Consider the following 21,476-nt stretch of genomic DNA (forward strand, 5'->3'; position numbering starts at 1 on the left):
CTTTGTTGGACTCTTTCGCATTGTTTTACACATTTTTTATTGTTCATAAATGTGTCAACTTTTGCCAGGACAAGACATACTATTAATAAATTACATCATGAAGTGAAAGATGAAAGATGTTTTTCGGAAATTATAGCGCATTAAGATCATGGCCTATACAACATTACCCGTTCATCAGCAGTCAGGCCGGATTATGGGATGTAGTAATACATACCTGATGAAGCCATTATACCATAATAAACAGAATACATGACAGAAACACAAGAGAGACATAAAAAACAATACTCCCCCGCACCCGATAAAGGCGGCGCAAGGGAGTATTACCATTACAATGAACGCAAGGCATATAACGGCCATGCGCTTTTTACGTAGCCACGATTGATCAGTCTACCGGGATATCCTTGTTTACGTTCTTGCATCCGTAAACGGCGTAGAACAGGAGATATGCCAAGGCTATAAGCGGAACAATGTATGAAATCATATATCCAGCCTTGTCGGCAATGTAGTTCTGCACGAGCGGAAGCACGCCACCGCCTACAACCATCATCATGAAAATACCTGATGCAGCGGCCGTGTACTTACCGAGTCCTTCGGTTGCGAGATTGAATATGCTCGCCCACATTACCGATGTGCAAAGTCCGCAGAGCACAAGCAGGAGAGCGCTTATAGGCACTGTAACCATGGCGAAGGACGAACCGGTGAATACGGGCATTGAAGTAGTAGTGCCCTTCGACGAGAACATTGCCGCAAGAATGAGGATTATCGCAACTGTTGAAACGGTCATCATCATTACACGGCTTGACACCTTGTCGGCAATGAAACCTGCCACAAAACGCCCGACAAGCATGAGCAGCCAATAAGTTCCGGCAACGAACCCGCCTATGGCAGCCGCATCGCCCAGCACTCCGGCGCCCTTATCGGACATGTCGGAAATATAGAAATTAAGGGTTCCGGGTATTCCTATCTCAATACCCACGTAAACAAATATACCGATAACGCCAAGAGTACAATGGCGGAAAGCCCAAGGACTATGCTCGAACACGGTATCCTGCGTTGTCTTTCCCATTTCGGGATCGGCGATAGGAGTGAACGACAGTATCAAGAAAGCGCACGCGAACACCACCATGGCTATATAAAGCACAAGATTGACGTCACTAATGGCCGTGTCCTTGGTAACCGTTCCTACAAGTGCACCCACAAGCATAGGGGTAAGCGTACCTGCAAGCGAATTGCACGTTCCGCCGATAAGGTTAAGCTGGTTGCCTCGATTGCCGCCGCCTCCTAACAGGTTAAGCATGGGGTTAACAACAGTATTGAGCATACATACGGAAAAACCGCTGATAAAAGCTCCGAGCAAATAAACCCAGAAGCCCGCTAAACCCGTCGGGAAGCCTGACAGATACTGAATAAATACGCCGATAAATCCAACGGCGATGGCGGCAAGAGCCGTTTTCTTGTAGCCGATCTTCACGAGCAACTTGCCTGCCGGTATTCCCATAAACAAGTAAGCAAGGAAGTTCATCATGTTACCCATCATGCCGAGCATGTTGCTTCCCATTAACTCAGGCTGGTTTTTCCAAATTACGCCAATCGGTGCCGCCAGGTTGGTAACGAACGCTATCATGGCGTAAAGGAACATCATCGCAATGATGGCGACAATGTTCCCATTCTGTTGTTTTGTTTGTTTCATGGTTTATTTTTAGTTTAAAAGTTTATTAAGACAATTTCTCCTCGGGTATGAAGTCATCATCCTCGTCTTTCCTTACCGTGCGTTTGCGTATTGCACGCTTACGCTTGGGCTTGTCCTCGGCCTGCTTGTCAGCCTTTACTCCCGCAAGTTCAGGGTCAATCAATATACGGCCGCAATATTCGCAAACGATGATTTTCTTGTGCATACGGATGTCAAGCTGACGCTGTGGCGGTATCTTGTTAAAACAACCTCCGCAAGCGTCACGCTGTACGTACACGATTCCAAGTCCGTTGCGTGCGTTCTTGCGTATGCGCTTGAAGCTGGTGAGCAGACGTGGCTCTATCTTTACCTCCAGTTCCTTTGCCTTTTCCTTCAGGCGCTCTTCCTCGGCGCGTGTCTCGTCCATAATCTCGTCAAGCTCATTTTTCTTTTCGTCAAGGGCTTGACGGCGGTCGGCTATCTGCTCCTCCGTAGCTTTCAGGTCGCGGTTTTTCTCCTCAACCTTGGTGTTAGCTTCACGAATCTTCTTGTTGCAAAGCTCTATTTCAAGCGTCTGGAACTCAATTTCCTTGCTCAGCGTGTCATACTCGCGGTTGTTCTTGACGTCATTTAGCTGAGTCTTATAACGCTCAACGCTGGCCTGCGCCTCGTTGATTTCAGCCTTTTTCTGCTTTACAGCGTCCTCAAACTCCTTGATGTCGTTCTTGATTTTCTCAACACGCGTAGTAAGTCCGGCAATCTCATCCTCAAGGTCTTGCACTTCAAGGGGCAACTCTCCACGGAGAGCACGCTCCTCGTCAATGGCCGACAATGTGGTTTGCAACTGGTAGAGAGTCTTCAATTTCTCCTCTACAGACAAATCTGTTGGGTCTTTCTTTGCCATAATAATTACTTTTTTAATCGGCAATACACGTTTATCAAGCCTGGATAGATACTCTATTTTATCCTCAATCAACGCCTTTTGCCTGCTTATATTTGATTATTTGTTATTTTTTGGAAGTATATTTACAGATAAATAATTGGATTGGTATTCGTCTTTGTGAGATAAGTTTTCACTCCGGGACACGCTTCTTCAATAATGGTCTTGAATATCTCGTTAGTGAACTGTTCGCTCTGGTAATGGCCGATGACGGCTATCTGTATCTCCTGTTCATGTCCGAAATACTCATGATAATGCATTTCGCCTGTGACGAAGGCGTCTGCATGCTCAGCAATGGCGTCCTCCAAAAGGAACGAGCCGGCGCCTCCACAAATGGCAACCCGCTTTATCGGGCGGCGCAACAGCTGGTTACACTCAACACACTCAACGTCAAAAACACGCTTAAGCATAAGAATGAAATCGTCAGCGGCAAGTTCTTCAGGCAATTCACCTATCACTCCGCTGCCGCACTCGATACCGTCAACCGTTTTACCGGCAAAGAAACGGCAGCCCTCAAGCTCCATTTTCTCGGCTATCTTGAAGTTAACACCGCCACGGGCATTGTCTATGTTAGTATGCATCGACACTACCGTGACATCATTTTTCAACGCCTTGGCCACCGCACGCTGCACATCATTTGAATAAGTAATGTGCTTCAGCGCACGGAATATTAACGGATGATGGCTTACAATGAGGTTACAGCCCAAAGCTACGGCCTCGTCAACCACTTTCTCCGTCACGTCAAGACACAACAAAGCCCCTGATACTTCCGCCTCCGTCAGTCCTACCTGCAAGCCGGCATTATCAAAGCTCTCTTGCAGGGGCAGAGGCGCGAAACGTTCAAGGGCTGCTACCACTTCTCTTATTTTCACGCTTTTCAGCCTTTATGTTTTATCTTTGCAAAGATAATAAATTTTTATTGGCGGTTCAAGTTCTACCACATATATTTACATTCTTTAACCTGACAAGTATCGTTTTACCTAATACAGACATCATCATGCAACCTTATAATAATATATTATGCCGCACATTCAAACAACAGAAATACATTGGAATAACGGCCAAAGTTACTTTTTTGGCACAAAAGTCTCGTATGTAAGGTCATCAAAATATACTCTTATTTCAGTAATTTGACGTTGTGGCCGCTCTACATACCTAACTTCCGGACGTATGGACGTTCCAGATTGACGGTACTGCACATTTCTTGTATCCTCGGGAGAGGATGAACCGAACAGATCGCCAACATGAGGTTCTCCCGTAGAATGAGCAGAACTTCCATGTTCGCCATTATCCGCACTAACGTCTTCCTCTGGTTGCTTATCATTAACGAACATTGAACCACGCCCGAACATCAACCAGTCTGTATTCAGATTTGGCATTTTACTCTTAATGGCTTCTACCGTATTAAGAGTCGGTTTGGTACGGTTGTTGAATATGCTGCTAAGCGATGCCGCATTGATTCCTACAAAGTTGGCAAACGTCTGTTGGCTCATGTGTTGGGCTTCCATAATCTGCCTTATTCTGTCTTTCATTTCTGTCATAATCTTATGCTTAAGCTGTATTTTGCCGTTTTTTCTAAGACTTTACAAAGGTAAATCATTTTTTTGACATACACAACAAACCTATAGAATATTTGAGAATTTAAATTTTAAATTTATATATTTACATTTGTATATTTAAATTTACGTATTCTGTAAATTTGTATTTACACAAACAAATTTAAATTTACGTCTTTAAATAAGACTTAAAGCGATTATACCGACGATTAAAGCTAATTAATTCACCGTAAATAAGTTATTTATACTAATAATAACTGAAAATGAACGTTTATGCAAAAGAAAATTGAAAAAATGGCAAATAACACTGAATTTTTATGCATAAAATGAACGTAATCCATTGAAAATGCTATAGTTACGCCGTAATTATGTGTAGTGAATAAATATGCATAAAGGTTTATTGTTTTAAATATTTTGATATACAAAGCTATATTTAAGCACAAAATAAAAACATATATAAATACTAAATTTAGATTTTAAAATAACAAATCAGTATATAGAATGTAAATATTTAAACTTCTAAAGTATATAATTTTAAATGTTAACGCATGCTAACACTAAATTTTAAGACCGTTTTCAGACCAAAATTTCGGATTTTTTTAATATTCCGAAGGCAGGGAAAGAACGCTTGAAAATACGCAAATCTGAGAGCGTCAAAAATCGCAAAAGTCCCTGATTCTTAACGGATTTACCCCTATTTTTTATGTTCCAGAAAAATAAGGAAATAGAAAAAATGAAGCCGAAAAAACGCGTTTTTCAGTGCAAAATGAAGAAAATAAGCTCTCGTAAAAGCTCCCCTATCGGCGTATTCGGGTTGTCCAACCCCTTACTTTTAGCGTCTGTTTCCCTTATTTTCGAAATTATCTGCATCACTTTTACGCCACTATACTTTTTCATGCCTGCCACATAATCCTTGGCGGCCCACCCTCCTTTTAGGTCAAGCCAGCCAGCCACACTGTCTTCCGTGCGTGGTTGTGGTGCATAATACGCGATTAGCAGATTCTGGAAATAAGTGAACAACATCGGTACAAGCATGTATGCGTTGCCGGATTTCGGATTGCTGTTAAAATAATTCAGTATTCTGTTTGCCTTCAACACGTCACGGTTCACGATGGCACTACGCAGTTCATAAGCGTTAAAGTCCTTGCTCACCCCTATTCTCGTCTCGACAATGTCGGGCGTTATACGGCGGTCGTTGTCCGACAAAGAAAGAAGCAGCTTGTCAAGCTCACCGGTCAGGCGGCTCAGGTCTGCCCCGATATGGTCGGCTATCATCTGCGCGGCCTTGTTGTCGATTGTAGCCTGGCCGTTAAGTTTAAGATAATTTTCTATGAATGACGGCAACTCATACTCGCGTTTCTTCTTGCTCTCGAAGACTACTCCCACGGCAGCCGCCTTTGGAAGTATTTTCTTGCGTCCGTCTATCGAGCCGTTCTTGTGGCACAACACAAGTACAGTAGTAGTCATAGGCTTCTCGACATACCGTTCAAGGCGTTCCCAATTCTTGATGTTCTGCGCCTCCTTGACGATTACGACCTGTCGCTCGGCCATCATGGGATAGCGGCGCGCCATGTCTACTATCTGGTTCGGCTGGACGTCAGACCCGAAAACCACCGACTGGTTAAAGTCGCGTTCCTCTGGAGCAAGGGCGTTTTTCTCTATATAGTCGGATATTTTGTCAATATAATACGACTCCTCGCCCATCAGGATATATACGGGCGCATACTTGCCTGCGTGCAAATCACGCATAATGCTCTCAAAGGTTACGGTCTTCTTGTCTGCCATATAAATATTGTTTCGGCGCACTATAAAACTAAAAAATCAGCTTTCGTCAGCGTTTTACGACAATAATGAGTAACTTTGCCGACAGCAAGCGCGCTTTCTGAATGCAAATTTAATAAAATGTATCGATTAAACCTACCACAATACGAAATAAAAATCACGAAACGGAACGGCAAGCCTTTCATCCTCGACTCGCTCAGACGAAAGTACGTAAGCCTTACTCCCGAAGAATGGGTGCGACAGCATTTCGTCCATTTCCTTATCGAACACAAGGGCTATCCGCCGTCGTTGCTCACCAACGAAGTAGAGCTTCGCGTTGGCGACAAGCGCCTGCGGTGCGACAGTGTGCTGTATAACCGCGAGGCACAACCCGTTATGATAATAGAATACAAGGCTCCGACCATTTCCCTTACGCAGCGTGTGTTCGACCAAATATCGGTCTACAACATGCTGCTCCACGTCGATTATCTCGTCATAAGCAACGGCCTGCAGCACTACTGTTGCCGCATGGACTATGAAAACAACACGTACACGTTCCTAACTGATATTCCGAATTACGGCGATTTATGATGTATTGATGAATGGGCGCAAAGCTCACGTTCATCTGTAGTTAAAGGAGTTAAAGTAGTTAACGCTCCCTACGGTCGCTGAGGAGTTAAAGACATTTACCTTGTTGGCATATACGTGGTTGACGGTTACGTGGCAATTTCAGTCTTTCATATAATCATTTATTCCATCAGGAACGCAAACCGATGGCAATAAAAGTCCTCTTTTTTACCCTATTAAATCCATTATCCGCTTCTCCGGAGCGTCAGGAAACAGCGAGCGCAAATGGCCATATATGCGCTCGAACGAGTTTTCGGGCGTTCGATTGGGGCGCATATTCCCGTATAAAGCCTCGGGAGTAGTATATCTCGCCACGCCCCAACCGTAAGGCCGTCCGTGTTTGTCTACGTTATACTCAAAGTCGGCTATCACCACGCGCAGCCCCATCATAAGCCGCGTAAGTATGGGTTCGAGCGACACTTTGCCCACTTCAGGCATATCGTCCACAGGTTCATAAGCACTCTTACGACCCCTACCCTTGACGAAACCGAGCAGCCTCCTAAGCTCCTTAACCGTAGTACTGCCCTCAGATATGATAGTCTGCAGCACAACATCGTCAAGCGCCGCAGTATCCTCATCCTTAGCGTAATGCCTCGAGCGGCGGTAGTTCAACAGGTCTGGCAGCCATTCAAGACTCACGTATCCTGCCTTTTTGTTGAACATCTTGCCGTATGCGCAGTGACCTTCACGTATCACGGGGCCCTTCCATTCCCACGGACCGTCTTCCTCATCGGAGAACCACAGCTCCGGAGCCGTCATCTCCTCTATCGAGAAACCACGTATTCCGCAACGGAAGAACGGCAAGAAGCCCAGCTCGAGCACCCGCCTTTCCATGTCCATGTCTGTATAAATCCACTTGTCAGTGTTTTCCATAAATCCATCCATAACGTGCTACTTGTCCTGCAAAAATAGCTATTTGCAAGATAAATCCAAAACAAAACAGCCGAAAAATAAGCTTTTCCAGTACATGGATATATGCCCAAAAGGACATAATAAAACGGCAATAAACGAATCTCAAAACACGGATAGAGGCACATAAAAAAGCAGAATAAAAGACCATAGATATTCATTCGCATAACAACTTGACGTTCAACATTTTATAAAAGGCCATCTTTTAGCTTTCAAAAGACGGCTAATCAGGACGCAAAAGGCGGCAAATCGCATTGCGATTTGCCGCCTTTTGCAAAACCATCGGCCATCAGGCCAAATTAAAGGGCATATCAATGGGCATGAAATCACATGCCTCTTGCCTTGTAGATACGTTCCTTTGCCTCGTTAATTTCCTGGAATTTCTTTTCCGCCGCGCGGCGTATGTCCTCGCCGAGGGCTGCCACACGGTCGGGATGATGCTTCAAGGCGAGAGCACGGTAGGCCCGACGCACCTCGTCGTCAGTGGCGTCGGGCTTAATGCCGAGCACCGCATAAGCGTCATCAAGCGTCCCGCCGCTCAGCTTGAGCATTGAATCCACCTCGCTGTCGCTCATCCCCAAGAAGCGCGCAACCTCCTTCAATGCGTCTATTTCGCCCTGGGGCACGCTGCCGTCAGCCTGCGCCAGCATTGCGAGAAAGTTCAACAGCTGCAGGCGTTGGGAGTAATCCATGTTGGCGGCTATCTGCACACAACTCTGCCTTATCGTCTCCTTAAACGCTCCGGGACGGCTTGCGTCCATGCGTTTCTGCTCGTCAAAGAGCTTCAGCAGTATCGCGTTACCCTGCTCCACGGCCGCTTCGCCGAAGTTCATGCGCAGAAAACGGCGCACAAACTCCATCTCTGAATGCATTACCTTGCCGTCAGCCTTGATGATATACGACGCCAGAACAAGCAGCGAGAACAGGAAACTGTTGCGCTGCCCCTCGTAATACTGCCTACGCCGGGCCTGCTCCCAGGCATCGTCCCCGCCCGCAAAACCGCTCGCACGACGGTCTTCATCCTTGTTTACGGCCTTCAGTCCATAATCAAATAACGCGCCAAGAGCCACTCCGGCCAGCGCTCCCAAGGCTCCACCGGACATAAATCCGAGTATACCTCCTATCCATTTTCCTGCTGACATATATCTTTATACGTTTTTTAGGTTATTGGGTTATAAGGTTTTACGGTTCCAATCGGTTATAGGTTTGCGTTTGTAGAAAGTGGCAATAGTGATAAATCCTGTTATCACTCACGGCATTTCCGGATATCAACGCATACCTAAAAACCGCATAACCGCATGACCTTAAAACCTCATACAAATTTAACGCCAAAAAGGTTGACGACAAACGATTTTCTTAATTCTTAACTCTTAATTCTTAATTTTTTATCGTTTCCACGACGCCAGGGCTTCATTTACACCATCCACAAGGAGCGGAACTTCTGCAATAAGCATTGATATTGTCTGCCTGCGGCTGCTACCGTCGCGATAATTCTTGACCTGGGTTGCATTCACAAAGTCACGTCCGTCGCCTTGTTCTACGCTGAATGTCACGTCACCGCTCAACGATTGTACCGTAAGTTCAGGCAAAAGGGGCTCTCCATTGGCCGTTTTGTCGGACACAATGGCCAATATACGGCTGAATTCGGCAAGTTCCTTTCTGTCAAAATACAACGTTTCGCGCGAATACTTACCGTCGCCAAGGCTCCGGCTGTAAGTTATCTTAAAAATCTTTTCAGCTCCATTGGTCATGAAATCAAGGAAAATCATACCCCGGAAAAGCTTTATACTGCGACTCCAATCAACTTTTACAGGATTTTGTTTAGCATTATGCCCCACTCCGTCGGCAACATCTTTCTGCCCGTCAGCCGACTGTTTCAGCCACGGCTGACCGTTCTCCAAATATTCAACGTTGTCGAAACCTGCCAAAGCACGCTCCAGATTACCTCCCTTAGAACAATATCCCACCACGATTTTCTGTGCCAATGACAGCATAAGGATATTGCGGTCGAACGCCGAACGGGCCGTAACATTATGCACGCTCGGCTCACAATGCGTAATCACAAGTAGCCTTTCTTCGAGCAAAGCGTTCTCAATGTCAGCGTCAAAACGGCTCGGCATGGCTTCGGCAAGCGCCAATATCACGGGTATCTTACGCTGAAGCAGCGTAGTGAACACCGCTCTTTCCATGGGCGACTGGTTGCCGCACATCACACAATCAGCCTCAGGCTTCAGTCCGAGCAACCACTTTCCGACGAGGTATTCAAGTCCGTCGGGCGTCTTTCTTGAACATATAAACGCCGTCTTCGTACACTGCATAAGCGCCTCGTTGCCCCTCCTGCTTAATATTTTCATGGTATGTCATAAGTTAAATAACGTAAGCCAATGCGCTTACAAAACAACTTTTATTCTCCGAAAAAAGCCTTGTCATATTCTACAGTACCGCTGACGCCCTTCAATCCGCCGGGCAGTAGCTCAACGGCCATGCAGCATTCGCCAGGCGCATCAAACGGGAATGAAATGCCGAAAATGCTTGCCGGACGGTAGCCGAACCGCGGATAATAGTCCTTATGGCCAAGCAATACTGCGGAAGTGAAGCCCAACGCGGCGGCACGTCTGTGTGCTTCGTGTATCAAGAGGCTGCCTACGCCACGGCGTTGCCACGCAGGCAATACGCAGACAGGCGCCAATCCAAGCGACACGAACGACTCTTCGGCCGACACTATGCGCACTTTTGTCATTAGAATATGCCCGATAATTTCGCCTTCATTAGTCTCGGCTACAAGCGAAAGTTGCGGCACAAAAGCCTCTGAACAGCGTAAACGGCCGACCAGACGGTGTTCATCGTGGTCGCTTTCGGCCATATCCCTGAACGCAAACTCTACTACCCTGGCCACGGCTTCATGGTCTTCGGGCCGTTCTTCCCTGACAAAATAAACTTTATCTGACATCATTTCTTCGTAATAAAACGCATTACAAAGATAGCGAAAAATAACGAACAAACGGGAAAAGAATGAATTAATTAAGAATTAAGAGTCGGGAAATTAAGAATTAAGAGTTAAGAATTAAGAAAATATGCCTTGCCGTTGTGTCTACAAAGGTATTTTTCTTAACTCTTAATTCTTAACTCTTAATTTTTTAGAACCTGCTCTTCTGGCCATCGCCGGCGCCTGTTCCCTTGTACTTGCTGCGGCCTACGTTGAACTTGTAGACCACTGTCAGGTTGATGTTACGCATTGCGGGGGTCATGTAATATGACTCGCGCATTGTGCCGTAGAACATCATCAGGTTGTTCTTCCGAGTCTTGAAGAGGTCGTCGGCATAAAGTTGTACGGTAAGTTTCTTATCGAAAAAGGCCTTGTAGAGCGACAAGTCAACGCCAAAAGAAGGCTTGCGAATGTAGACGTTCTCGTCCGCTCCGGCCGTGCGGTAGTCCATATTGACCGATATCTGGCATATTTTCGTGTCAAGGGTGTTATTGAAACGTATCGTCGCCAGGGGATTGTCGAGCGGGCTATGGCCGTGAACGTCCATCTTGAACCACTGCTTCTGTATACCCAGCATTAGCGAAGGGTGCCATATTCCGAACGCAGGACGGAGGTTGAACGAGGCGTACACTTTGTCGTAAGACTCTCCGTTAACCTGCCGGAACAAGGCAACGGCAGGGTCGTCCTTGTACGTTTCGCTGTGCTGGAGCATCGGGTCGATGACGTGAGAGTATCCCGCGCTGAACATAGCCCACTCATACGAGGCGGCAAAGTTGACGTTATGGCTCTTCGTCGGCAGCAGGAAGGGGTTTCCGCCTTCGTAAGTGTAACGGTTGTCGTAGGTTATGTTGCTGCGCAGTTGGCTGTAAGAAGGGCGGTGAATGTCGGCTGCGTAGCCCAACTGGAGGTTAAGCTTGCCGAACATAGCCGACAGCGCGAGCGAGGGAAACAGGTTGCTGTACACCTTGCTCTGCCCATCCTTGTAAACGTTATCCTCGAAATAATCAAAGTTTACGTTCTCGTAACGCAGTCCCACCTGCATGTTTACGGGACCGAACTGCCTTGCGTACTCGATAAATGCCGACGCCATGCCCTCCTCTATGCGGCTGTTGTCGTCGTCGATAATGTCTTTCGGCAGAACGGTGTACACCGTCTTTCGCTCCGAATAGGAGTATTCGCCGCCGAAAGAGAAGTTTCCGCCGAGCAGCGGAGCCGTCACAACGAGCTTGGAGGCGATAAGACTGTTGCGCCCGTCGGTCTGCGTCGTCACGTCGTTATGCTCCTCCGCCTGCCCCGTTTCACGGAAATCCTCTGACGTGTTCATCATGTTGCGGGTCTTGCTCCACATCCAGTCAGTGTTTAAGTCGATGTTCCACTGCCCTATCTTGCCCACGTAATAGGCGTTGCCCTGCACGTTGGTGGCCTGCACCGGAGCCGTATATTCGCTGCGGAGGGTTTCGGTCGTGTCGCCGTCCTGCGTGAAAACGGAGTTCATCCAGCCGCCGTTGTCGCTAAGGCGGCGGTCATATCTGGCGCTGATGCCTATCGAGTGGTTCTCGTTGAACATATAGCTTATCGCCAGTCGGCCGTTCAGCGTGCGCGACTTATACACCTGGTCTATCTCGCACAGCTGGTTATACGTCTTGTCGAGATATGTTATCAACGGTATCTGTTTCGGGTCGGGATTGGCCCAACGCGACAGTGACAGCGTGCCGTTGATGTCAAGTCCGCCGCTGCGCCACCCTAAGTTGAGACGCTCCTGACCAACAACGTAGCCGTAATCGTTAAGCTCCCCGAACAGGCGGTTGTTCACGCTGAAGCCCTCGCCCACGGCTTTCTTCGTCGTTATGCGTATCACCGAGGTCACGCTGGCGTCGTAACGTGCGCCGGGATTGGCGATAACCTCGATATCCTTGATATTGTCCGAGCCGAGGCGCTCCAGCTCGATGGCGTCGCGCATCTTGCGCCCGTTGATGTAAATATCGGGCTCCCCGCGGCCGAACACCTCTATCTTGCCGTTGCGTGCCGACACGTTTGGAATGCGGTCGAGCAGATGTTCCATCGTGCCTGCCGTCTCGAGGATGGTTCCGCTGACGCCAGTCACCATGCCCTCGCCCTTCAACCGCGTCTTGGGCAGGTTGCTCTTGACAACCACTTCGCCCAAAACCTGCTCCGCAGGGACGAGCGTCACAGTGCCGATATCGTCACGGCGGTCGGCGTAAACGGTCTTGTAGCCCACGAGCGAGAAGCGCAACAGGCGGCCCGTCTCGGGCGTTTCGAGCGTGAACGTACCGTCATCGTCGGTCATGACACCCGTTACGAACGACGAGTCGGGCAGCGAGAGGGCCACAACATTAGTGTAAGACAGCGGCTGTCCCTTGTCGTCAACCACCCGTCCGGTCACGGCCTGAGCCACAAGAGCCATAGGCACGAGCGGCAATCCGCAAGTGGCAAGAAGTCTTAAATATGCTTTCATATCCTAATGATTTATTGTTTTCTTTTTACCGTTTAGACGTAATTAACGAAGAAAATGTTACAAGATAACGTAAGGCGACGTTCGTTTTAACGTTTATTTGCACGTTAATCTTAACTCCGGAATACGCTTCACATGCTTATACCGCTGGCCCGACGACAACCATTATATCAGCAACGACACAACGAGAAGCGCCCGTCAGCAGATATACGGACGGGCGTTTAGACAACGAGGAAAGGCAAACACATAACTATCTGATAATCAGCACGGTTGCGAAAGGACGTCTTTCGGATTGTAAAAGACCGCCTTTTAGACGCTAAAAGGCCACCTTTCGCATCGCAAAAGGTGGCCTTTCATAATCCCGTCATTACCAATCGCCGATGTCGGCAGTGGCTTCAACGCGGCTCTCTACGTCGTCGGGGAGCGACGGGAAGAAGTCAATGCCCGTTATACGCTCCACTTCGTCTACGGTATTCACGTAGTCGCCTTTGGGCCTGTTGCCCTCGGCGTTCTTGTAGATAAAGCCTATAGCCTTAGGTTCTTTGCCCATACGCAGCACTACTTTGAAGAATGCTTCGGGCACGATGACCTTGTTCCGTCCTATCGTCTTGTGCTTACCTTTATATAATATAGGGCCGCACACTATGTAAAGGCCGCCGTACTTCTTTGCCCAACGGCGGCAAGCCATCTCCATCTCGTTCCAGTCGCCACGGTTTAGGTTGCCGTTCTGGGGGCACATATTGGTGAACAGGAACGACTCACGCATAGCCCTTTCACTGTATTTGTTGTCGGCTGCGGGGCACATGTGGCCTCGGTCGTAGCCCGAACCGTAATAATCAGAGTCCTCGGCACGCGGCGCGGGCACGTCCATGTCGGCCTCAAAGTCTACGCCCGAGCGCTTTGCGGGGCCCTCGGTGCGGTCGGCCGTAAGGTGCCATGCCACCCAGTTGGGCAGCTTTGTCGTCTTGTTGTACGACGCCGTGTAGCCTTCACGCCTCAGCATTTGCTCCTCCATGCCGGCAGGAGACGTCTGGCCGAGCAGCTTGTCGTCAGCCGAAGCCGTGGACGCAGCCCCGCCAGAAGGCTCTTCAGCCTGTTTGTCACTGAGCAATTCAGACACTACCGCCTTGCCAACTTCGTTGACAAGCGGCTTGTTGCGCTCCATAAAGTCGCACGAACTAAGCACGACAGCCGAACACAACGCGATAAGATAAATATTGACTCTGTTCATAATGACGGCTAAAATAACAAATCCGCAGCTTATAAACAAAAAAAATCGGACTCATTTTACAGCTTTGCCATAAAATCAGTCCGACCCTGTAGTCTTGACAATTTTCGGTTTTCAGGTTGTAAGGTTTAACCTCCTATCTCAAAAACCTCATTACCTCAAAACCTTATACGGGCATGTTTACTCGTCCGTAATTGTACATTTTAAGAACGTTCACACAATACTTGTTGAACTTCTTGCTGTCCAAAATCCTGTTAACAATCCTTTTCATAATCTTTTTACCTTTCTCTTTTTAGTTCTACATGTAGGATGCATCTTCACATCCTGTTATCCTGTTTTCGTCTTTATCTGGTGCAAAGGTAATACCATTTCAGGCTACCTTGAACGCTTTTGAGCCGAAAATTCAGTTTTAGCGCATGTATTTTGATATTCGTCAAACCAGTTGATTTAAGTCAACGGGAAAATGGCACGATGACAACTGACAGTCAGACAAACTGTCGCAAACGCGCAGAAACGATGCAAAAAACAACAATTAATTTGCTAATTAACCTTACTTATATTACCTTTGTAAAACAAATGAACACGCATAATCCATGCAAGTCACTATGAACGATACAAAATATACAATGCCGGCGGAATGGGCTTGCCAAAGCGCCATACAGCTGACGTGGCCACACCCGCGGACAGACTGGCGCGAATATCTTGACGACATCAGTGCCACTTATGTGGAAATGGCCGACGCCATTACACGCCATGAAGGCCTGATAGTTGTTACTCCCGAGCCGGAAAACGTCATGATACAACTGAAAGAAAGGCTGACAGATTGTCAGTTGAGCCGTGTAATACTGCATAAATGCGACACAAACGACACTTGGGCGCGCGACCATGGATTCATTACACTGACCAACGGAACGGAAAAACGCCTGCTCGACTTCCGTTTCAACGGATGGGGCGACAAGTTTCCAGCCGAACTTGACAATGCCATCAACCGCAGCCTATATATAAATAAGGTGGTAGACGGCGAATATGTTGACTACAACGACTTCGTGCTTGAGGGTGGCTCGATAGAGAGCGACGGCCAAGGTACAGTGTTCACCACCAGCCAATGCCTGCTTGCACCACACCGCAACCAGCCTATGACACGGCCGGAGATTGAGCAAAAGCTGAAAGATACGCTCGGAGCAGACCGTGTTTTGTGGATTGACCACGGCCACCTTGAGGGCGACGACACCGACGGCCACATCGACACTCTCGTGCGTACGACTCCCAACGACACCTTATTATATATAGGGACCGACGACACCACAGACTCACATTACGCTGAACTGAGCCTTATGGAGGCTGAACTCAAGGCGCTGCGCACTGCCGACGGCCGTCCGTACAGACTGCTCCGCCTGCCTATGCCGCGCCCGATTTACGACGGGGAAGACCGTCTGCCGGCAACGTACGCCAACTTCCTTATAATCAACGGGGCTGTAATCTACCCAACTTATGCCCAGCCTGACAATGACGCAGAGGCCGCAAGAGTAATAGCCGAGGCTTTCCCGGACAGGAAACTCATCGGGATTGACAGCCGCACAGTTATCCGCCAGCACGGCTCGCTGCACTGCTGCACAATGCAATATTTCTGAATTTAAAGAAGTTATAGGAAGTTAGAAAAGTTAAAGCCAAATGCCTCGCCAATTAAAAATATGCCAAAATTGATGGTGGGAACAGAAACTATTACGACAATATGTCCTACAATTTTTCATCATCAAGTCACAATTCAACGGGTCTATTGGCTTTAACTTTTCTAACTTCCTATAACTTCTTTAACTTCTAAAAAAGAAAAATATATGAAAACAGGAATAATTCAACAACACAACACGGCCGACCGCAACGACAACATGCAACGTCTGGCCGACGGAATAAGGGCTTTAGCCGCCGAGGGAGCTGAGCTTATCGTATTGCAGGAACTGCATAACGGACTGTATTTCTGCCAAGTTGAAAACGTTGACAACTTTGACTTGGCAGAGTCTATACCAGGTCCTTCAACCGAATATTTCGGCGCACTGGCTAAGGAACTCGGCGTAGTGATAGTCACGTCGCTGTTTGAGCGCCGCGCCGCAGGGCTTTACCACAACACGGCGGTGGTCATCGAGCGTGACGGCACGATAGCCGGAAAGTACCGTAAAATGCACATTCCGGACGACCCTGCTTATTACGAGAAGTTCTACTTCACGCCCGGCGACCTCGGATTCAAGCCTATCGACACGTCGGTGGGCCGTCTCGGCGTGCTCGTGTGCTGGGACCAGTGGTATCCGGAGGCTGCCCGACTGATGGCGCTCAGCGGCGCCGAGCTGCTTATCTACCCAACAGCCATCGGCTATGAGAGCACTGACACGGAGGCGGAACAGCAGCGCCAGCGTGAGGCGTGGACTACGGTTCAGCGTGGGCATGCCGTCGCCAACGGGCTGCCCGTTGTGGCTGTAAACCGTGTGGGGCATGAGGCCGACCCGTCGGGACATACCGGTGGCATACAGTTCTGGGGCAGCTCGTTCGTGGCCGGCCCGCAGGGCGAGATACTGTACCGCGCCTCGGCCACGGAGGAAGAGCGCCGCATTGTCGACATCGACCTAAAACGCGGTGAGCAAGTGCGCCGCTGGTGGCCTTTCCTGCGCGACCGCCGCATCGACGGATACGGCCCTATCCTGAAGAGGTTTGTAGACAGAACATAAGCGGATTATACGCCAACGTTCAGTGGACAGGCAGTGCGGTCATAATGTCTCCTGCTTGAGTTGCTCTACAAAACGGTCTATACGGTGCAACTGTTCAGGTATCTTGATAGCCTGTGGACAGTTCGGGGAGCACTGGCCGCACCCAATGCACCGTGCGGCCTGCCTCAGGCGGGGCACGCTACGGTCGTAACCCACGAGAAAAGCAAGGCGCGCACGCCTGTAACCATCATCCTGTGACGATGACGGCACGTTACGTTCGTACACACACTTATTATAATGCGTAAAGATTGCGGGGATATTGATTCCATACGGACAAGGCATGCAATACTCGCAAGCCGTACATGGCACAGCGTCATACCCGGCCATTTCAGCCGCCACTGACTCAAGTAGAGCAAGCTCTCCATCCGTACACGGGACGAGCGGCGAGAACGTCCGCAGGTTGTCTTGCAGGTTCTCCATGTACGTCATACCGCTCAACACCGTCAACACACCTGGGTGTGAACCTGCAAAACGAAACGCCCATGAGGCCACACTATCCTCAGGACGCTGCTGCTTCAGCCGCGAATTAAGGTGTTCTGGCAACGAAGCCAACCGCCCACCACGCAGAGGTTCCATTACCGTACACGGTATATTGCGCTTACGCAGTTCTCCATATAGGTACTCAGCATTGAAGTTCATGCCCGAAGCATGGCGCCAGTCGACATAATTCAGCTGTATCTGCACGAAATCCCAATGGATACGGTCATGCAACGAGAGCAGATAATCGAATACGCGCACATCACGATGGTATGAAAAACCGAGGTTGCGTATTCTCCCGGCATTGCGCTCTTCAATAAGAAAATCTATCAGGCGGTTGTTGAAAAAACGTTCCATCAGGAACGGTATGCCCGTCTCTCCGCCAACATTATGCATTAAGTAATAGTCGATATGGTCTGTCCGTAGGGCTTCCAAAGAGTGTCGGTACATATCTATCGAAGCCTCACGAAGCTCACGGCCACGCAATCCGCGCCGGGTAAGATGGTGGTTTGACATCTTGGTGGCTATATAGTACGAATTGCGCGGATGGCGACTCAGTGCAATGCCGGTGGCCTCTTCGGAGAGCCCCTGCACGTAGGGAGGCGCTGTATCAAAATAATTCACGCCATGTGCGATGGCATAATCCACAAGACGGTTTACCATTTCCTGGTCAACCACCTTGTCGGTACTGTCCGGAGCCGACATCATTGGCCAACGCATGCAGCCGTAGCCGAGCAACGATACACGCTCGCCAGTTCGTGGATTGGAACGGAACGTCATTTCGCCAATGGGCTCTTGCCGTGTGCCGCCAGGCGTATTGCTACTTGTGCAGGAGGAAAGCCCTGACGAAACCAATCCGGAGGCGCCTGCAATACCGAGGAATTCACGGCGTGTTATTGTTTTCTTCTGTTTCATAATAGCTATATGTTTTTAATATATACACATCCTTAACAGTTAAGCCGAACGCCGCTTGCAGGCTGACGGGACCGTTGCCGCCGCCGTAGCGCGCCATTACTTTCTACGCTGCAAATATACTTCACGGTATCGTGCGACACGTATCAATTCATTGCGGATTCGTACCATTTTTACGGTTTTCGTAGCTTACTGGACATGTTCTGCCCGAAAAAAAGTATATTTGCATGATAACACAAACCTTTATCTGGCAATGAGCAATATCCTTAAAATAAGAAACGCCAATGACTATGGCCGCTACGTAGGCTTGAAGGAGAGGCATCCTTCCGTCTGCGTGGTCGACTATTCCAAGGCGGAGTCAGTCAGGAGCAGTCTTAACAGCTACGACGTGTACGCGATTTTCGTGCTTGACCACATTTCGGTAGAACTGGCTTATGGCTGCGGAAAGTACGGTTTTGGTGGCGGCACGATGGTATGCGTCGGGCCGGGACAGGTCGGCGGTAAGGAAGACAACGGTAGGGCGATAGAAATAAAGGGGTGGGCGTTGCTGTTCGACCAGAACCTGCTGCGCGACGCCAATATATCGTCAGGCTGGCCAAGAACGGGCTTGCCGCAGGAGCCGACGTAACCGAGGTGGCATACAGGCTCGGCTTCGATTATCCACAGCACCTGAGCCGCATGTTCAAGAATATCACCGGCATGACTCCGGGCGAATACCGCGGCAGGTTCAGAAACAACGACTTATAACATCTTTTCCCAATACACATAATATGCTGACAACCATTCTCATTCCGTTTTTAGGCACCATCCTTGGCTCGGCCTTCGTATTCTTCATGCGTGGCGCAATGCCTTCGCTCGTACAGAAAACACTGCTCGGCTTCGCCTCTGGCGTAATGGTGGCCGCCTCGGTATGGTCGCTGCTGATACCGGGCATAGACATGTGCGCCGACATGGGGCGCATGGCCGTCGTGCCGGCGGCCGTGGGACTGCTGGCGGGCATGGCCTTCCTGCTGGCTATCGACCGCCTGACGCCTCACCTGCACATAGGCAACAGCAAGCCGGAAGGACCCCGCAGCCGCCTCTCGCGCACAGCAATGCTATCGCTGGCGGTGACAATACACAACCTGCCCGAGGGCATGAGCGTAGGCGTTGTGCTTGCCGGCGCCATGCAACAGGGCAGCGCCATCACCTCGGCGGCGGCCATGGCAATGGCCTTGGGCATAGCGATACAGAACATTCCAGAGGGCGCAATCATATCAATGCCTATGCGTGCCGAGGGCAACAGCCGCCTGCGCTCGTTCACGATGGGCGCCCTTAGCGGACTGGTAGAGCCTTTGGGCGCGCTGCTGGTAGTGGCGCTCGCCTCGGTGCTGACGCCCGCCCTGCCCTACCTGCTTGCCTTCGCGGCCGGAGCAATGCTGTATGTCGTGGTAGAGGAGCTTATCCCCGAGATGTCGGAAGGCGAGCACTCCAACATCGGCACGATAGGCTTCGCCATCGGGTTCACGCTTATGATGGTGCTCGACGTAGTGCTCTCATAACCCGCGCTGCGGCTTTTACGGTTATAAACATCAGCTTTTTGCCAAGACAATACATTTAGTTTTAAACCGGCAAGGCAAACTGTCATTACGTGCTTGACACGTAATGACAGTTTGTTTTACCGCTTATAAAAGAGAATGATGGCATTCGGCAAAATGCGGACATTCATTTTTACGATACCAATCGAAGGCTTTTCCGTATATTGCAATATGTCATGCGAAATACGGAAAAGCCTTTCATTATGTCAGCACGGAAAGTTCACGGATTCGGAGCAGTCTGGAATTGCGCTGAATTAAAATGCCATACGCACATTGCAAAACGGCTGTGCTTTTGTAAAGAATTATGTGTTAAAGAATATAGCAACGGCTTTTAGGGTTGAGAGTGATGGCTTTTCGCAATGAATATAACGGCTTTTCGCAATTAGAACAGCCGTTGCGCACAAGACAAAAAGCCGTTTTTTTACATGAAAGACAGCCTTTTTCATTGCACAAAAAGGCGTTTCCCGACATAACCACAAGCGGCACAGCGTGTTACGGTTGCACACGCAGGATTGGCGTATTCACGCCCAAATGATTTATAAAAAATTCTGAGCAAAATACAGGGCCTCATCGCTTTTCAATGTGCAAGCGGTGAGACACTTATTGTGAACAATGTGTAATCATACCTGCAAGCCGTTACACGCTGCCGGAGCGGCGGCCACACTGAGGCCATCAAGGCTCTACGTAACGGCCGTCGACCTTCAGCGGCTCGATGTGCAGGTTAATGTACGTACCCTCGCCGAAGCGCCGGCGCAATTCACGCTCTATGTCCGTGGCGCGTCGGTGGGCCTCGTACAGAGTAAGTCCGCCCGGCATACGCACGTGCATCTCTATGGAGATTATGTTGCCGATACGCCTCGTGCGCAGGTTGTGGACCCCGCTCACGCCAGGACAAGCCTCTGCCGTCTCGCGTATCTCGCGCTCAACGTCGTCCGGAAGACTCTTTTCCAGCAGTTCGTCAGAGGCCTGTTTCATCAATCCCAGCGCCGTCTTGACGATAAAGAAACTGACAATCACCGCCGCGATAGGGTCGAGCACGGTCCAACGGGGGCCAAGGAAGATGGCGCCCGAAATGCCCAGCGCGGTGCCTATGGACGAGAATGCGTCGCTGCGGTGGTGCCACGCGTTAGCCACGACGGCGCTCGAGCCCGTCTCGCGGCCAACCTTTACCGTGAAGCGGTAGCACCACTCCTTAGCCAGAATACTGACAAGCGCCGCCCAAAGGGCTATCACGCCCGGCCGCGGCAGCGCCTCGCCATGCAGTGCCGACACGATTTTCTCCGCCCCGCCATACAGTATGACAATGCCTACGGCAAGCAGCGCCAGCCCTATGAAGGCCGTTGCCAGAGTCTCATACTTGCCGTGCCCGTAGTCGTGGTCAGCGTCCTGCGGCTTATTGCTCAGCCTTACGAACACGATAACGACCACGTCGGTAACCAAATCGGACAGCGAATGCACCGCATCGGCAATCATCGCCGACGAGCGTCCGACGATTCCGAAAGCGAACTTCAGCGCCACCAACAATACGTTGACCACGCTACCCAACACCGTTACACGGTAAATTCTTTTCTCGCGAGAATACATATCCTAATGATTAAAGAGTGA

The 21,476-nt window shown here is 49.4% G+C and carries 19 protein-coding genes; 6 read left to right on the forward strand and 13 right to left on the reverse strand.

Annotation, left to right across the window (positions count from 1 at the left end):
* Positions 1-382: 382 nt before the first annotated feature.
* The 5 genes from H6A34_RS04935 to holA form a co-directional block, all read right to left on the reverse strand.
* The gene (locus H6A34_RS04935) at positions 383-1,690 is read right to left on the reverse strand and encodes an MFS transporter (protein WP_205103859.1); all 1,308 of its coding nucleotides are present in this window, start codon (positions 1,688-1,690) and stop codon (positions 383-385) included.
* 25 nt (positions 1,691-1,715) lie between these two features.
* A complete protein-coding gene (locus H6A34_RS04940; RefSeq protein ID WP_205103861.1) occupies positions 1,716-2,573 on the reverse strand; it encodes a zinc ribbon domain-containing protein in 858 nt (285 codons plus the stop codon).
* Between the two features lie 122 nt (positions 2,574-2,695).
* A complete protein-coding gene (locus H6A34_RS04945; RefSeq protein ID WP_205103863.1) occupies positions 2,696-3,481 on the reverse strand; it encodes a Nif3-like dinuclear metal center hexameric protein in 786 nt (261 codons plus the stop codon).
* Between the two features lie 195 nt (positions 3,482-3,676).
* Positions 3,677-4,141 (reverse strand): helix-turn-helix domain-containing protein, encoded by a 465-nt coding sequence (locus H6A34_RS04950; RefSeq protein ID WP_205103909.1) that lies wholly within the window; start codon positions 4,139-4,141, stop codon positions 3,677-3,679.
* A 780-nt stretch (positions 4,142-4,921) separates the two neighbouring features.
* Positions 4,922-5,950, reverse strand: coding sequence for a DNA polymerase III subunit delta (holA, locus tag H6A34_RS04955; protein ID WP_021949176.1), 1,029 nt, complete (start codon positions 5,948-5,950; stop codon positions 4,922-4,924).
* A 117-nt stretch (positions 5,951-6,067) separates the two neighbouring features.
* Here holA and H6A34_RS04960 point away from each other — a divergent pair, with 117 nt between their 5' ends.
* Positions 6,068-6,517 (forward strand): type I restriction enzyme HsdR N-terminal domain-containing protein, encoded by a 450-nt coding sequence (locus H6A34_RS04960; RefSeq protein WP_021949175.1) that lies wholly within the window; start codon positions 6,068-6,070, stop codon positions 6,515-6,517.
* A 204-nt stretch (positions 6,518-6,721) separates the two neighbouring features.
* On the opposite strand, the gene H6A34_RS04965 is transcribed toward H6A34_RS04960, so the two are convergent.
* The 6 genes from H6A34_RS04965 to H6A34_RS04990 form a co-directional block, all read right to left on the reverse strand.
* Positions 6,722-7,438, reverse strand: a complete 717-nt coding sequence (locus tag H6A34_RS04965) for an AlkZ-related protein (protein ID WP_021949174.1) — start codon at positions 7,436-7,438, stop codon at positions 6,722-6,724.
* 350 nt (positions 7,439-7,788) lie between these two features.
* Positions 7,789-8,604: a DnaJ domain-containing protein gene (locus H6A34_RS04970; RefSeq protein ID WP_021949173.1), complete on the reverse strand. Its 816-nt coding sequence runs from the start codon at positions 8,602-8,604 to the stop codon at positions 7,789-7,791.
* 243 nt (positions 8,605-8,847) lie between these two features.
* Positions 8,848-9,816 (reverse strand): hypothetical protein, encoded by a 969-nt coding sequence (locus H6A34_RS04975; protein ID WP_205103865.1) that lies wholly within the window; start codon positions 9,814-9,816, stop codon positions 8,848-8,850.
* A gap of 50 nt (positions 9,817-9,866) precedes the next feature.
* Positions 9,867-10,412, reverse strand: a complete 546-nt coding sequence (locus H6A34_RS04980; RefSeq protein WP_420870812.1) for a GNAT family N-acetyltransferase — start codon at positions 10,410-10,412, stop codon at positions 9,867-9,869.
* Between the two features lie 187 nt (positions 10,413-10,599).
* On the reverse strand, positions 10,600-12,924 hold the full coding sequence (locus tag H6A34_RS04985) for an outer membrane beta-barrel family protein (RefSeq protein WP_205103867.1): 2,325 nt from the start codon (positions 12,922-12,924) through the stop codon (positions 10,600-10,602).
* Between the two features lie 364 nt (positions 12,925-13,288).
* Positions 13,289-14,152: a DNA/RNA non-specific endonuclease gene (locus H6A34_RS04990; RefSeq protein ID WP_205103868.1), complete on the reverse strand. Its 864-nt coding sequence runs from the start codon at positions 14,150-14,152 to the stop codon at positions 13,289-13,291.
* Between the two features lie 602 nt (positions 14,153-14,754).
* Here H6A34_RS04990 and H6A34_RS04995 point away from each other — a divergent pair.
* Both H6A34_RS04995 and H6A34_RS05000 read left to right on the forward strand, forming a co-directional pair.
* Positions 14,755-15,780 carry an agmatine deiminase family protein gene (locus H6A34_RS04995; protein WP_205103869.1) on the forward strand — a complete coding sequence of 342 codons (1,026 nt, stop codon included), beginning with the start codon at positions 14,755-14,757 and terminating at the stop codon, positions 15,778-15,780.
* A gap of 204 nt (positions 15,781-15,984) precedes the next feature.
* Positions 15,985-16,866, forward strand: a complete 882-nt coding sequence (locus H6A34_RS05000; protein WP_021949165.1) for a carbon-nitrogen hydrolase — start codon at positions 15,985-15,987, stop codon at positions 16,864-16,866.
* Between the two features lie 39 nt (positions 16,867-16,905).
* Here the strand turns inward: H6A34_RS05000 and H6A34_RS05005 are convergent, their stop codons facing one another.
* Positions 16,906-18,297 (reverse strand): aldo/keto reductase, encoded by a 1,392-nt coding sequence (locus tag H6A34_RS05005; protein ID WP_205103870.1) that lies wholly within the window; start codon positions 18,295-18,297, stop codon positions 16,906-16,908.
* A gap of 250 nt (positions 18,298-18,547) precedes the next feature.
* Between H6A34_RS05005 and H6A34_RS05010 the strand changes: the two genes are divergently transcribed.
* The 3 genes from H6A34_RS05010 to H6A34_RS05015 are packed head-to-tail and all read left to right on the forward strand — an operon-like array spanning position 18,548 to position 19,835.
* Positions 18,548-18,922 carry a hypothetical protein gene (locus H6A34_RS05010; protein WP_239480768.1) on the forward strand — a complete coding sequence of 125 codons (375 nt, stop codon included), beginning with the start codon at positions 18,548-18,550 and terminating at the stop codon, positions 18,920-18,922.
* On the forward strand, positions 18,832-19,041 hold the full coding sequence (locus H6A34_RS14925; RefSeq protein ID WP_338088628.1) for a helix-turn-helix domain-containing protein: 210 nt from the start codon (positions 18,832-18,834) through the stop codon (positions 19,039-19,041). Before H6A34_RS05010 ends, H6A34_RS14925 begins: the two co-directional genes overlap by 91 nt.
* 23 nt (positions 19,042-19,064) lie before the next feature.
* Entirely contained in the window at positions 19,065-19,835 is a 771-nt protein-coding gene (locus H6A34_RS05015; RefSeq protein WP_205103871.1) for a ZIP family metal transporter, read from the forward strand.
* A 708-nt stretch (positions 19,836-20,543) separates the two neighbouring features.
* Here H6A34_RS05015 and H6A34_RS05020 read toward each other — a convergent pair.
* Positions 20,544-21,455, reverse strand: coding sequence for a cation diffusion facilitator family transporter (locus H6A34_RS05020; RefSeq protein ID WP_205103873.1), 912 nt, complete (start codon positions 21,453-21,455; stop codon positions 20,544-20,546).
* Positions 21,456-21,476 lie beyond the last annotated feature (21 nt).

This window comes from Marseilla massiliensis, assembly GCF_016899855.1.
Taxonomy (GTDB): domain Bacteria; phylum Bacteroidota; class Bacteroidia; order Bacteroidales; family Bacteroidaceae; genus Prevotella.